At 29.4% G+C, this 14518-nt stretch carries 18 protein-coding genes; all 18 read right to left on the reverse strand.

Annotation, left to right across the window (positions count from 1 at the left end; all coding sequences use genetic code 11):
- Nucleotides 1–219 precede the first annotated feature (219 nt).
- Nucleotides 220–696 (reverse strand): GNAT family N-acetyltransferase, encoded by a 477-nt coding sequence (locus tag B2694_RS11550; protein ID WP_346885871.1) that lies wholly within the window; start codon nucleotides 694–696, stop codon nucleotides 220–222.
- A gap of 372 nt (nucleotides 697–1068) precedes the next feature.
- The gene (locus B2694_RS11555) at nucleotides 1069–1962 is read right to left on the reverse strand and encodes an AraC family transcriptional regulator (protein ID WP_346885872.1); all 894 of its coding nucleotides are present in this window, start codon (nucleotides 1960–1962) and stop codon (nucleotides 1069–1071) included.
- A gap of 99 nt (nucleotides 1963–2061) precedes the next feature.
- Nucleotides 2062–2598, reverse strand: coding sequence for a hypothetical protein (locus B2694_RS11560; protein ID WP_346885873.1), 537 nt, complete (start codon nucleotides 2596–2598; stop codon nucleotides 2062–2064).
- 86 nt (nucleotides 2599–2684) lie between these two features.
- On the reverse strand, nucleotides 2685–2903 hold the full coding sequence (locus B2694_RS11565) for a class I SAM-dependent methyltransferase (protein WP_346885874.1): 219 nt from the start codon (nucleotides 2901–2903) through the stop codon (nucleotides 2685–2687).
- 6 nt (nucleotides 2904–2909) lie between these two features.
- Nucleotides 2910–3563, reverse strand: coding sequence for an HAD family phosphatase (locus tag B2694_RS11570; protein ID WP_346885875.1), 654 nt, complete (start codon nucleotides 3561–3563; stop codon nucleotides 2910–2912).
- Between the two features lie 147 nt (nucleotides 3564–3710).
- The gene (locus B2694_RS11575) at nucleotides 3711–4268 is read right to left on the reverse strand and encodes a hypothetical protein (RefSeq protein ID WP_346885876.1); all 558 of its coding nucleotides are present in this window, start codon (nucleotides 4266–4268) and stop codon (nucleotides 3711–3713) included.
- Nucleotides 4269–4376: 108 nt separating this feature from the next.
- A complete protein-coding gene (locus tag B2694_RS11580; RefSeq protein WP_346885877.1) occupies nucleotides 4377–4847 on the reverse strand; it encodes a GNAT family N-acetyltransferase in 471 nt (156 codons plus the stop codon).
- Between the two features lie 106 nt (nucleotides 4848–4953).
- Nucleotides 4954–5514, reverse strand: coding sequence for a GNAT family protein (locus B2694_RS11585; RefSeq protein WP_346885878.1), 561 nt, complete (start codon nucleotides 5512–5514; stop codon nucleotides 4954–4956).
- A gap of 144 nt (nucleotides 5515–5658) precedes the next feature.
- Nucleotides 5659–6099 (reverse strand): NUDIX hydrolase, encoded by a 441-nt coding sequence (locus B2694_RS11590; RefSeq protein WP_346885879.1) that lies wholly within the window; start codon nucleotides 6097–6099, stop codon nucleotides 5659–5661.
- Between the two features lie 104 nt (nucleotides 6100–6203).
- Entirely contained in the window at nucleotides 6204–6533 is a 330-nt protein-coding gene (locus B2694_RS11595) for a GNAT family N-acetyltransferase (RefSeq protein WP_346885880.1), read from the reverse strand.
- A gap of 267 nt (nucleotides 6534–6800) precedes the next feature.
- Nucleotides 6801–7214, reverse strand: a complete 414-nt coding sequence (locus B2694_RS11600; protein WP_346885881.1) for a RidA family protein — start codon at nucleotides 7212–7214, stop codon at nucleotides 6801–6803.
- Between the two features lie 177 nt (nucleotides 7215–7391).
- Nucleotides 7392–7661 carry a CD3324 family protein gene (locus B2694_RS11605; protein WP_346885882.1) on the reverse strand — a complete coding sequence of 90 codons (270 nt, stop codon included), beginning with the start codon at nucleotides 7659–7661 and terminating at the stop codon, nucleotides 7392–7394.
- A gap of 525 nt (nucleotides 7662–8186) precedes the next feature.
- Entirely contained in the window at nucleotides 8187–10589 is a 2403-nt protein-coding gene (locus B2694_RS11610; RefSeq protein ID WP_346885887.1) for a heavy metal translocating P-type ATPase, read from the reverse strand.
- Between the two features lie 107 nt (nucleotides 10590–10696).
- A complete protein-coding gene (locus tag B2694_RS11615; protein WP_346846881.1) occupies nucleotides 10697–11065 on the reverse strand; it encodes a metalloregulator ArsR/SmtB family transcription factor in 369 nt (122 codons plus the stop codon).
- A gap of 307 nt (nucleotides 11066–11372) precedes the next feature.
- Nucleotides 11373–12284 carry a metallophosphoesterase gene (locus B2694_RS11620; RefSeq protein ID WP_346885883.1) on the reverse strand — a complete coding sequence of 304 codons (912 nt, stop codon included), beginning with the start codon at nucleotides 12282–12284 and terminating at the stop codon, nucleotides 11373–11375.
- Nucleotides 12285–12378: 94 nt separating this feature from the next.
- Nucleotides 12379–13158 carry a DUF5694 domain-containing protein gene (locus B2694_RS11625; protein WP_346885884.1) on the reverse strand — a complete coding sequence of 260 codons (780 nt, stop codon included), beginning with the start codon at nucleotides 13156–13158 and terminating at the stop codon, nucleotides 12379–12381.
- Between the two features lie 256 nt (nucleotides 13159–13414).
- The gene (locus tag B2694_RS11630; RefSeq protein ID WP_346885885.1) at nucleotides 13415–13705 is read right to left on the reverse strand and encodes a cytochrome b5 domain-containing protein; all 291 of its coding nucleotides are present in this window, start codon (nucleotides 13703–13705) and stop codon (nucleotides 13415–13417) included.
- A 142-nt stretch (nucleotides 13706–13847) separates the two neighbouring features.
- On the reverse strand, nucleotides 13848–14378 hold the full coding sequence (locus B2694_RS11635; RefSeq protein WP_346885886.1) for a dihydrofolate reductase family protein: 531 nt from the start codon (nucleotides 14376–14378) through the stop codon (nucleotides 13848–13850).
- Between the last annotated feature and the right edge of the window lie 140 nt (nucleotides 14379–14518).

The following is a 14518-nucleotide window of genomic DNA, read 5'->3' on the forward strand; positions in this document are numbered from 1 at the left end:
TTTATAACAGGAATGCTAGTTTAATAGTTAAATATTTCTATAGTTAAATAGGTTCATATTTTTATATTTAAATAGTTCTCTATATACATTTTTACCTATGTAAATAGTTAAGTATATACCCAGATGTGTTCTAAATTAGGTAAAAGTATAATTTTTTTATTTTAATATATCAATTGACTTATAGACAAGATAAGAAAAATACGAACTAAAGTATTATTACTAAAATAAGTCCATTTCAAATTCAATTTCATGTTTTAAGGGTATATCAAAATTACCAAGTAAAGGAATAGAGGGTTTTAACTTTCTTGAAATATCTAATGCATTATGATAAAGTTTTGCCATATCAAATCCAAGTTTTTGGTAAAAGCGTAGAGCGTTTATATTATCATTTGTTGTAATCAATTTAATTTTAGTGCATTCATTATCTCTTGCTATTTCAATAACTTTGTTTACAAGGGCAGTTCCAATTCCTTGCTTTTCCAGCAAACTATCTAAAGACATAATCTCACATTCAGTACCCTTAATTTTATATGTCATTAATCCAATAATTTTTTCTACTTCGTATGTAACAAAACCATCAAGAATTGTCATATCAACCACTTCTCCTCTAACAACCATGACAGTAGAAAACCAATGGGAACTAATAAACTCATTTATTTGTTCTCTGTTTTCAGACGATATTATTTTTATATCCATACTTTTATTCTCCTCTTTATTTTCAATGTATATATAGCCATTTCTTACAATTTTCATTTACATATATAGTAATACAAACTTATTGTAGCATAATTACAATAAAATGTATGTATATGCTAAAAGCATCGCATTAAAGTATTATATAAACAAGATATATTAAATTCAACCAACATACTTGCATATTTTCTTGTAAAATATCAATACTTTAGATACAGAGTTAAAGCCTAAGCAAAGTCCTTTAATTAATGCTAGTAATTTAAGATAACACACTTAGAAGGATTAATAATATTGATTATGCTTAACAAAAGAAATATTTATAAAAATCAAGTGGCTAAATTCCTTTGGAAGTAGCCACTTGATTTTCGCATTAGCCTATTTTCTAACTACAGGATACCATATTTCAATGTAACCATACACTTTAGTTCCACCATAGATTTCAAATTCCGCACCATCAATCTTTTCGTAGTTTGAAGTAGGTAGCCATTCACTATAAAATCTTTTTTGTAGAGTGGTTAGAATTGTTCCAATATTTTCATCCCACTTAAACCTTTTAGATGGAAAAACTGCATAAGTTTGTGCTGGAATATGCTCCATAATATAACCTTCTGTATTACTATTATTACCTATGAAACAACAAAGCATATATGGGAATGTATTGTCTTCTGTTTTTCTATAGTTCACTGCACCATGAATCTTACATAAGTCTTGTGGCATAAATGATGGCAAGTCTCCCGAGTCCGTAAATAGTTTTTCATACAAGCCTTCTCTGTGACATTTTTGCCAAAGTTGTGCTGGGCTTTGGTATCTTTCATCACTAATTGAGGATCCAATAGTCTCAATTCCAAAAATATCAAAAGCCTCTTTCGTTTCAATTCTGTACTCCATCTCACTTTCTCCTTTAATAGAAATTTGAAAGGATATTCGTGGATAGGCTTTAAGTATAATACCACCTTCACGTGCTAATGATGGTACTATACCATGCAATGATTGAAATGCTCTCGTAAACGAAACTGGTGACTCGTAACCATACTTTAAGGCAACATCCATTATCTTCACATCACTATTTTGAATTTCAAAAGCAGCCAGAGTTAATCTTCTTCTCCTTATATATTCAACCAAAGATATTTCAGTTATAAATGAAAACATCTTTTGAAAATTGTAAGATGAACAGCATGCCATTTGAGCGACAACATTCATATCAATTTCACTCAATAGATTATTCTCAACATAGTCCAATGCACAATTCATTCTTTTAAGCCAATCCATAAGATAACTTCCTTTCAACTAAAAGTATACTAAAGAAAAAAATTAATGTCGCAACTATTCTTGTACAGAAAATGTTTAGTTTGTTATATTAGAATTATATTAGTGATAAAAGCTATCTGCCAGCTCTACTCTCTCACCTGTGAGGGGATTTATTGCAAAATATCTTAGATTATCATTAATGATTATTTCATAATAGTAGAATTTATTGTTTATAAATAAAGATTTAGGGAAAGGTTTATGAAAAGGGGTGACATCAATTGTATAAACATAATCCGCCTCAACTAAAAACTTCATACTATCATCTTTATTTAAGGATTCTTCTAAAATTGTTTTCCCTTCTACGTAGGTATATTTAGGTAATGCAGCAGGTATCGACATAGCAATTAATATACTAGAAATACTAATAATTATTGTAGATATCTTTTGTCTGTTGGTTATTTGAACTTTAGTATTATTACCAGTTAAGTTAAACCACCACAATACTTGAAATGGGATAAGTATTGTGAAAAATCCATAACTTATAACTGTATCATACTTAAAGAACACCATCACAAGAATTGAAATTTCAATTAAACACAATAAAATAACCCCTATTCTTATAAATAGCTTAGCTTTGAGATTTTTAAAGATATTCATAACTACCTCCACATATTATTCCCCTTAATTTTATTCGTTAGTGTAAAGTTTTTTAAGTTTTTTAACTGAATATAATATGGAATTTTTTATTCAACTTCAAATTTAATTGCTGCTGTAGTCTCCTTGGCTACATTAATCATATCCCCAGAAATATCAATTCCAATAACTTCAAAATTCATAATCTTTAATTTGGTTGCAAGAATTCCAGTACCACAAGCAATATATAACATGTAATATCCAACTATATTATATATGTTCATTGCATTAGAAACTAATTCTGCACACTTAACACTATCTTTACCCAATATTATTTATAAAACTTTGATAACCTCTCCTATATATTTAAGAATGTCCGTCAAATCGTCTGTATCAACTGCATACAGTGCATTCTGTTGAACTTTCAATGAGCTGTTTATTGCGATAGAGCCTCCACAGTATTGAAAAATTGGAATATCTGTTGAACCATCACCTACAGCAATGCATTCTTCGGGTTTAATCCTATTGTTACTACAAAAATCTTGTAAACACTCAATTTTTTGTTCCGCCCCAATATAATTAAGGATTTTTCCAGTAAACACTCCTTCAACTACTTCATAATCACTACCATAATAATAATCAAATCCCCAAATATCACATACAACTTTGGCTACTTGCTTTGGACCGACAGTAATAACAATACATTTAATATTTTGTTCATGTAATGCTTCAACTACACTCTTGATATTTTTTAAAGGTTTTGCAATCTCCAAAAAAGATTGAGCTATTTTGCGTTCTTCAAGACCTAAAAGCAATTCTGATCTAAGGTAATCTGCTGATATATAGTCAAGCAGTCCTTTTTCTTCCTGTTCTTGAATGAGAGAGTGCTCTTTTTCTTTCCCATTTAAAATGCATGGCAACATAACGGAATGAATTTCTCTAATGAGAGTATCATCCAAGTCAAAACAAACAAGTTTCAAATTTTTCATTCTAAATACACCATCCTAAAATACAAGTTATACAATTGTAAACTTATTATAACATAATTGAAATAATATGTATGACTATATATTAAAAAGCACCTCCTTTAAGAGATGCTTTAATGCAGTATCTACTAAAATTATCCATTAATATTGTTATGATATAGCCATACTTACAACTTCTAATTCCCATTGACCATTTTTATAGACAGCTTTATATTTTGGAAAAACTGCTCCTAAGTTGCCAAACCAGGAAGTAGCTTCAACCACAGCTTTATTATTCTTAAATTGCTCTACTTTAATTGAAAGCATAGTCCCATTTAAAGTTCTTGCCATCATTCCATTGTCATCAAATTCAAAAAGTGATTTATCATCTTTAACATCTTCATACCAATATACATTTTCTGATAGACTTTTAAGTCCTTCAAGTACATCTTCCTTTGCCTTTTCTTCTATAAACCCGTCTAATGTGTTTTTTTGTACAGCAATGAAGCCGTTTCCTCCATTCTCTATTTGGAAGGCTGCACTCATAACTGCAACATACAATTTAACCCGTTTAAGCTCTTCTTCAGTATACTGATTATTATCATTCTGTATTGGGTTAGCAGTTTCCTTACAAATGGAAATATTTGTCGTTGTATGTGATGCATATATAGCTACGGCTATAGCTCCAATAATGCATAGAGCTAAAATTCCTATAATAATTTTTTTCATTGATGTTGACCCCTTTCATATATATAATATTTAAACTTATACCATAAATAAATCTAAATTATATACGAATTTAGAAGGTCACTAGTTCTCAATAGGTTTCATTATTATTTATATTAATTTTTTCATCTTAATAAACTCAAACTCTCCACCATTTGTTTTTTGCATATATTTCTCTATAAATTGGAAGCCTATGTTCTCATATACCTTTATTGCTCGCTTATTAAATGAAGCAACTGCCAACATAATATAATCTTTCCTATACTCAAATTCTTTTATCCCAAAGTTAATACCAGAAACTACAAATTCAGCCCCGGTCCCTCTCCCAGTTAATTCAGGCTTTAGACCAAACCCTATCCACATAATACCACCTTCAAAGCAGTATGAGTAATAAGCAACTAACTCACATTCATCATTAAGAACAGCGAAATATTGTCCTTCCCAATTATCCTCATTAAGAAATTCCTTTAAATCATCTTCGTCAGCTATTATGTCATAGAATGAATATACTCCATTATACTTCCAATTAAATGCAATCTCATTTGCATATTCTTTATTCATAGGAATAAAAACATAGTTCAAAATATCCCCTCCTCCTTTGTAAGTTGTATTGTTTTAAATAAATTAGAACACAAAAACTACCTCTTCATCAAATAGATATCTATTCACTACGTCATTTAAAAATTAGCTAAATATCAAATTGTTTAGTAGAATCAAACCACTCTTCCTCTAATATGGAATACTGGTAAGCATCATGCCATATTGCCTTCCCATCAATGTTTTTTTTGAAATAAGCTGGTTTTTTAAAATGTCCTTCCCTTCTCATGAAAAGTCGTTCTAATAATCTCCATGAGGGAGCATTTTCAGGGTTACACTTACCAATAACTCGATGAGTTCCTAATTGTTCAAAGCCATACCTCAAAACTCTTTTACACGCCTCTGTGGCATAGCCTTTTCCATAATATGCAGGATTAAACACATAACCGATTTCCCATGTTAAAAATTCTTTAGGACCCTGTTGCTGAAAATAAACATTGCCAATTAATCTATTGTTTTCTTTTAAACATACAGCCCAAAAGGCATCATTTTGCGAACGGTAAATAGCTTCTTCTTTACTTTCATCTTCATTACAAACATCATATGGTTCATATTTAACCACTGATTCTTGAGAAAGATATTCATATAAATCTTTCCAATCTTCTGTTTTAAATTTTCTAATAATAAGTCTTTCTGTTTCCATTATTATCATTTAATGTTCACTCCTCTTATTTAATGGGAGGATATATGAATAATACAATTCTTATCCCTCCACTTTAGTAAAAAAACACCTCATAATTCTATTCATTTAAATACCACTCCTTTCCTAATGTGAATTACATACTTTATTTTTAATCTAAAAAATATGTTTCAATCTATTTTTCACATCATTTAAAATAGGCTTATTGCATGGTGTAATTTCCTGAGGTAAGTTATTTATATCAAAGAATTTTAACTCCTTACCTTCAATTCCATCAACTTTCATAGTTCCGTTAAATGTGTTTGTTATATACACAATACTAGTAAAATATACTTCGTTTCCATCAGGATAAATCCAATGTTGTTCTTCTCCAGAATAAACATTAAATAGACTAAGCTCTTCCACAACTAAATTGGTTTCCTCAAAAACTTCTCTTTTTGCAGCTTCCTCTGTAGTTTCACCTAAAACCATGGCACCGCCTGGAATACTCCATTTATTATTATCAGTTCTTAGTTGCAGTAGTACCCTATTTTTTTCATCTACTATAATAACTCCAGCTGATGGTAGGTGTCCAACCAACTTTCTTAAATTTGACATACTATAATTCCCCATTTCCGATAAAGCTCACCTATATTGATCAATACAGATACTTTATAATTACTGTTTCTGTAGAAAATTACGGGCAATAACTATTCTAAAATTCATTCATATATGCACTCTTGTCGTTCTCCCTCTAGATACAGTTCATTATATGGTGGCAAATCTACTATCTCTTTAAGTTTAAGTCCTGCTTTTTCACAAGTTTTTCGAGATGGGTAGTTCTCTGGATTGCAAGTTATTATAAGTCTATTCATTCCATGTGCAATGGCTACATCTTTGATAATTTTACAAGCCTTTGAAGCATAATTATTTCCCCTATAGTTTTCTTCAACTCTATAACCAATATGTCCACCATAATATAGATTTTCATTGTACCCGATTCGGGTTCCAATCTTCACTTTTTCACTCCAATCACTATAAAATAAGTTCATATTTTTGTACAATAGATACTTATATTTGATTTTATATCCTATATTATAACATATTTTACAACATATATTAATATATTGTAAAAGAACAATTATATAAGAATATACGGTTGGCATGTCTCTTGGTTATCACATTATTTATTTGAATTACGATGTAAAAAACACCGTAAAATTCAAACTTGAATAATACAGTGTTTTAATAAATCGCTCGTCTTTTCAGTTGTTACGTTAAATAAGAATGGTGTAAATTAGTTGACCTCTATACTTCAATCATTTTGAATTATTTTCTACTGCTGCTACTGCTTCAATTTCTACCAATTGATTTGTATATCCTAATACTGTAACTCCAAATAAGGTGCTTGGAACATCATGATTACCAAACTCTTTTATTATTTTTTCCCATGCAGTTACCAAATCTGACTGATTTTGAGATGCTACAAGAACTCTGGTATATACAACGTCTTCCAAAGTGGCCCCACAGTCTTTCAGTGCTTCCTTCAAATTCTCTACACAAAGTTTTGCCTGAATCTCATAATCACTCAAATTAGGTACTTCTCCATCTCTATTAATGGGACATGCACCCGCCAAAAATAATAAGTCCATTCCTGAAGGTATACGTCCAGCATAAGCATAATCTACTGGAGCTAAATTTGTAGAATGAATTAATGATATTTTTTTATTCATTTTGACTCTCTCCTTTTGTTCTAATATATACGAGAATAATTACAAATTCATTTTTAAAATGAATTTTATGTTCAATATCATTTTAAAGCTTCTATATTTTTTATGAAAGATAATAATCGTTTCTATATCATCTTTTATACAAAAGCTACCACACATTACAAGAGTGGTAGCTTTTTACTAGTTATCTTTTTTATATACAATTTTCTTAATATTACTATGTGAAAGGAAGAATTCTTCAGCAAGATTGCTAATTGATTGCCCACCTATATATTGGTTTAATATCTTTGCATTTCTAGCTTTTATATAATCTCGGCTTTTAGATTTTTCACCCCATTTTTTTCTCTTTTCAGGAGGGGAAGGGACATATATATATTCACCTTGAATATACTTTTGAATTTCTTTAACTAAATCATCTGGTAATATTCTATCAATTCTTACATATTTCACAAAGCTCACTTCCTTAAATTTATTATTTAATTAAGGAAACAAAGCCTGTATATGTATGAATTTATTTATGAAAAGCGACTAAATATCTATCTCTGTGCAAATTGTCGCGCAAACTCATACCTACAGACTTTGCACAGAGTATTTTAAGCATTTTTCTATCCATGAGATTAATATTCATGATATCACACTCCCTATTTGTATTAAGTCAATTATATTATTTATTAAGACGATACGCAATTTTTTACTATTTTGACTTAACTAATGGTAATTATATCATATTTACACTGTCTTATATGGTTATTTTTATAACAAAAGTAAAATATCATGATTTTTCAACACTGTATTATTCAATTTTCAAAGATTAAATTTAAGTACTTATTTCGCTTTATCTACAAATTGCATAATATGTTTGAATTACAAAATAAAAATACCGCATATTCATATTGAATAATACGGTATTATGGATACGTTATTTAATTATATATTTGTTACGCTATTTAAAAATATTGAGAATTAAGAATTAAGCTATTGCTCTGTTTTCATTGCTCTCATAGAGTTTAGTACCGCAATTAGTGTTACACCTACATCACCAAATACAGCCTCCCACATAGTTCCTAATCCAAGAGCTACAAGTACTAATATTATTGCTTTAATACCTAAAGCAAAAACAATATTTTGCATAACTATTGCTCTTGTTTTCTTAGCTATTTTTATTGCAGATGCAATCTTTGAAGGTTCATCAGTCATTATTACAACATCAGCAGCTTCTATTGCCGCATCAGATCCAACACCACCCATAGCTATCCCAATATCTGCTCTTGCTAAAACTGGAGCATCATTTATTCCATCACCAACAAATATTAACTTGCCTTTAGAGGATTTTTCTTTATCTAATGCTTCTACTTTTTCGACCTTTTGATCTGGTAATAACTCTGAATATACTTCATCTAACCCTAATTGCTTGGCAACTTTAGTTCCAACAACTTTATTATCTCCTGTAAGCATAACAGTTTTTCTAACACCAATTTCTTTTAAAGCTTTAATTGCCTTAGCTGAATCTTCTTTCACTTCATCTGAGATAACTATATATCCTGCATACTCTTTATTAACAGCAACATGCACTACAGTACCTATTGTTTCAACTTGTGAATAGGATATATTTTCTTTATTCATTAACTTATAATTACCTGCTAAAACTTCTTTTCCTAAAACAGTGGCTTTTACACCATGTCCTGAAATCTCTTCATAATTTTCAATTGATTCATTATCTATTTCCTTACTATATGCTTTAACAATAGAAGTTGCTATTGGATGATTAGAAAAGCTCTCAGCAAAGGCTGCATAAGTGATAAGTTCGTCCCTTGATACATTGCCTTGAGGTTGTATTTCTGTCACCTTAAATACACCCTTAGTTAATGTTCCAGTTTTATCAAATACTACAACTTCTACATTATTTAATGCCTCAAGGTAGTTTCCACCTTTAACAAGTATTCCATTTTTTGAAGCTCCACCTATACCACCAAAGAAACCAAGGGGAATAGATACAACTAAAGCACATGGGCAAGATACTACTAAAAAGGCTAATGCTCTATATATCCACTCTGAGAAGGTAGCTCCACTTATAAATAGTGGTGGTAATACAGCTAATGCTAATGCAGAAAAAACCACAGCAGGTGTATAATATCTTGCAAATTTAGTTATAAAGTTCTCTGTGGGAGCTTTTTTACTACTTGCATTTTGAACTAAATCAAGTATCTTAGCAATAGTAGAATCTCCAAATTCTTTTTCTACTTCTATAGTTAATAGACCATTTTTATTAATAACTCCGCCTAGTACAGCATCTCCTATTTCTACCTCTCTAGGAACTGATTCACCAGTAAGTGCAGAAGTATCTACCATAGAATTTCCTTCAATTACTTTACCATCTAGAGGAACCTTTTCCCCAGGTCTTACAACTATAATATCACCTATATTAACCTCTTCTGGTGATACCTTTTTAATATCACTACCAATTTTTAAGTTCGCAAAATCCGGTCTTATATCCATTAATTCTGCTATGGATTTTCTTGAGCGATTTACAGCCATACCTTGGAATATTTCACCTAATTGATAGAATAGCATAACTGCTACACCTTCTGGGAACTCACCAATAGCAAAAGCTCCTATAGTAGCTATACTCATAAGGAAGTTTTCATCAAAAATTTGACCTCCTCTAATATTTTTCAATGCTCTTAACACAACTTCTCCGCCAACAAGGAGATAACTAACTAAAAACAATGATAACTCAACATAAAAATTAAATTTAAAAGCTGTAGCAATGGCAAAAATTGCTGCACCAACTCCAAGTCTTACAAATTCCTTTTTGCTATTTTCATGCTCATGATCATGATTATGATCATGGGATCTTTGCTTTCTGTTCTGATTTCCTTCTTCAACATATACTTTTACATCAGGTTCAATCCTTTTAACAATTTGTTTAACTGATTCAACAATGTTATCTTTATCGCTATTGTTTTCCACTTCTAGAATAAGTTTTTGAGCTACAAAATCAACTATAGCACTACTAACATTAGTAATATTTTGAGATTCTTTTTCAATTTTTGATGCGCAATTTGCACAGCATAACCCCTTAAGAATTATCACTAATTTGTTTGACTTTCCTACAGACTTTTCTTTGACTTTTACATGTGATTCTATTTTGTTTATTGACTCTATAGATGAAGCAACTAATTCATTAACTCTACTTATTTCTTCTAACTCCATAGTTAAAGTTTTAGTGATAAAATTTACTGATGCATTGGCAATTCCATCAATACTATTTAGTTTTGTCTCTATTTTTGATGCACAATGTGCGCAGTCTAACCCTTCCAAAATGAATTGCTTTCTTACTTTTCCAGGTTTTTTCTTTGTCGTTGTTCTCAATTCCATAATAGTATTTGATTTATTATTTGATTGAGATTTTATTTGTAATGACTTATCTTCTTTAACGTCAGGTTTTAAAACTTTATTACTCATTCCCATGCCCCCTAAATTCCTTATTTCTCATATAAATGTTCTAATCCTTGATCAAATATCCCCTTAACATGATCATCATCCAAGGAATAGTATACAACCTTACCTTCTTTTCTATTCTTTACCAACCTAGTCTGTTTAAGAACTCTCAACTGATGGGATATTGCTGATTGGTTCATTCCAAGTAGTGCCGCAATATCACAAACACACATTTCTGCTTGGAATAATGCACAAATTATTTTTATTCTTGTACTATCTCCAAAAACCTTAAATAAATCTGCTAATTCATATAAATCTTCTTCATCTGGAATAGTTTCCTTTACTCTCTTAATCACATCTTCATGGATAGTATTACAATTACAGGTACTAATTATTTCATTTTCGTTATTCATTTATATATCACCTCATTAGAATGTATGCACACATGTTCATATGTTTATATATTCAGTATATGTATCTTTTTCATATTTGTCAAATATTTTTATTATAATTTTAAAAATATTTTTCAAAATAAAAGTGGCTGTATATTTATGTTATATGAAAGATTTCTAATACAGCATTATTCAATTTATAAAGATCATATTTTACTAATTGATTTGCATTATCTGCAAATTCAATAATATATCAAATTGAGAAATAAAAAAACTACCGTAAAATTCAATTTTGAATAATACGGTAGTTTAGGGAATCATAAAAGTACTATATATCCTTTAATGAAGATACTCTTGGTAGTATAGAACGACCATTCCACCTATCACCAATGCCCAAGTCTTTTGGGATGACATTTTGGTAGCTTCCATTGATACCTTGTATATGTATGCCCCCATCTTTGTTAATTGTAACAATGGCATATAGCCCCTCATTATATAATACTAAGTCTTTTATAAAGGGGTAATCTTCATGTATTTCCTTTGAGTAAGAGAAATGCTCATATTCAGGCCCAACCCATATATATGACATAGCATTAAGACCAAAGTAATATGTTTGTCCTATTTTTTCAAGAGAATCTCCATGGTCATGACCATTTACGCATAAAAGCACCTTTTTTCCTGTATCATTTATTCTGTTTATCAAATCTCTAACTTCACCCTTGTTATATACTCCTCTTTTAGCAAATTCATTTTCAAAACTATGGTGTGAAAAAATAATATAATACTCACTATCATCATTGAACTGCTCCTCCAGCCAATTAAATTCATAATCTGGAAGAATTGGATATATGTCCTGTGTTTTATCATAGTTTCTTTTACAATAGGGTATATATCCATTATCAGTTTTTATAAAACATGTATCTAATACAATAAACTTAATCTTGTCCATTTTAAATGAATAATAACTATTGTACATTTTTAAAAATTTCATAACTTCTTCTCTTGGGAATGAATCAGAATCATGATTACCAATGGTATGATAATAAGGCTTCCCTATACTATCAAGGATATCAAGTAAAAATCGATTTTCTTCTTTAGGTACACAAAAATCCCCAAGTTGAATAACAAAATCTATATCTAGACTTTTTATATTGGTAATGAAGTTTTCAAGTCTTTCATAACCATCATGGATATGATCATAATGTAAATCAGTAAATACTGCAAATTTAACGCTATCCATCAATATACCTCTTCTCATAGTTAATATAAAATTTCTAAATATAAATTAAGAAATTTAACCTTATTTTATTCATTAAAAATAAAGGAGTTATGTTTTATATTAAATATGGTAAAACTTCTATATACTCTAAATCGAGAGAATCATTTATAAAATCTCTTAAGAGCTTTAAATGACCCGCCCCATATAAAACTAATACACGATCGTCATCATTACAAATATGCTTTAAGTTAGAAAAAATATGAAGATTTCTTTTATACCATGAAGCAACGAAGTCAATCCCTATAGAGTCATCTCCTATTTCAATATCATTAAAAGGCAGGAATGATGTTACATGTTGGAACTCATTAAACTCTTTACTATTAAAAGATCTATATATATCTTCAATGGTTGTTTCTTCTGTAAATAATCCATAGTATTTATTTGCAAATTTCATAAATGACTCATTAAGATTTTTGTATAAAGCATGATTTTCTTTAGCTTTCTCAAATACAAGAGGTTGAGTCCAACCATCATAATAATCAATACCATATATATAATTTAATTTATTGTATTTCGCTATATCAAAAGCAAATTTAATACGTTCATCTACAGCATCATTAATGCTATAATCTGCTCCTCTTATACCGATTTCAGCTAATCTCTTACTTAAATCTAAATTAGATTTATATAAAAATTCTTGAAAGAGTTTATTATATTGCTCCTCTTCACTAGGTCTTAGTTCAACACATAATTTATTTGGATTAAATTTAGATATTTTCTTTATAATTTCTTTTAATTCATTCTGGCGCTTGGCATCTTGAATTTTAATAATGTTAGTACTCTCTTCAGTTTTAAAATGAAATGTACCTAAAATCATAATTTTTGCTTTGTTCATATATCCTCCTTCATACCTCAATATAGAGTTATGTGATAATCATAAGGTGAAATTCCTTGCAATTATATATTTACAATTACTATACTTTAAATGTGTTTCTAAAATTTATATTTAAAATATTTACTAATGAAGTTAGCCATAGGATCTTTTTCATCTTCAAAGCGGATCAAAGAACTCCATTCATTATAACATAATTAGTATAAAATGTATATTAAAGCAAAAAGGCCCTGATTTTTAATCAAAGCCATTAAATAATTTATTTCTTAAGTACCCCAACTTTAGGTAATTTATTAAGTTTAGTCATTGCATGACAAGACTTAAATTCACTTGTTAAATCTTGACCTGCAGTATTACCAAAGTGTTTTCCACCTGCCCACTCTGCTACCTTACTCACATCATATACTATACCTTCAATTGCCACATAAACAGGTTTCCCATTATTTCCATCAAACTGTGCTAATTCATCTAATGTAAATTCTTTCTGTTGTCTAGAGTAATTATGTCCTATAAGTTCTTCAATAGTTTTTAAATCAAAATAAAGTGCCATATATCCCTCTAAAATATTTATATATATAACATATGATTATACTTGAGAAGTTGTTCAATTAATTGATGTTTGATATTGAACTATAAACTTGAAGCTAATCTTATTATATGCTAAGAAAATTGTGAATTAAATATCAATTGTTTTATTTCATCTCGTAATGGAGTTCAACAAATTGATTGAATCTCCTTATCCCCTTTAACTTTAGTTCTAACTCAAAATCATTTCTTTTAAATAAAGGTATTCCATGACCTATTAGTGTAGGTGATATAGTAATAATAAATTCGTTAACTAACCTTTCTTTAATAAAAGAATTTAGAAGAACACCACCGCCAACAAGCCATATGTTTCCTCCATCCAGTCTTTTGATTTTATTTGTAAATTCCACTACATCTTGATTAATAAATTCTACATTTTCATTCTTACCTTTTTCTGATTTAGAAAATACATAACACTTTTTATTCTTATAAGGAAATTTACCTTTTTCTTTTTCAATAATCCAGTCATAAGTTCTTCTACCAATTAGAATAGTATCAACTGTATTGTAGAATTCAGAATATCCATTATCTCCTTCGCCTTCAGTTTTAAACAACCATTCCAAAGAATCATCTTCTGTCGCTATGTAACCATCTAAACTTGTTGCAATATATAGAACTAATTTTCTATTGTTGTACATCTATAAACCTCCATATTTATAAAATCTAATATAATTTTATAACACAATTAATGAACAATATTCTACAATTATTCATTTGAAAAATCAACCTACTAACTTATTTATCAGAAGTTTAGCACGTGAAGTTTTTTTAGGCGATA

It is taken from the genome of Clostridium sp. UBA4395, assembly GCF_002390995.1.
Classification (GTDB): Bacteria; Bacillota; Clostridia; order Clostridiales; family Clostridiaceae; genus Clostridium_J; species Clostridium_J sulfidigenes.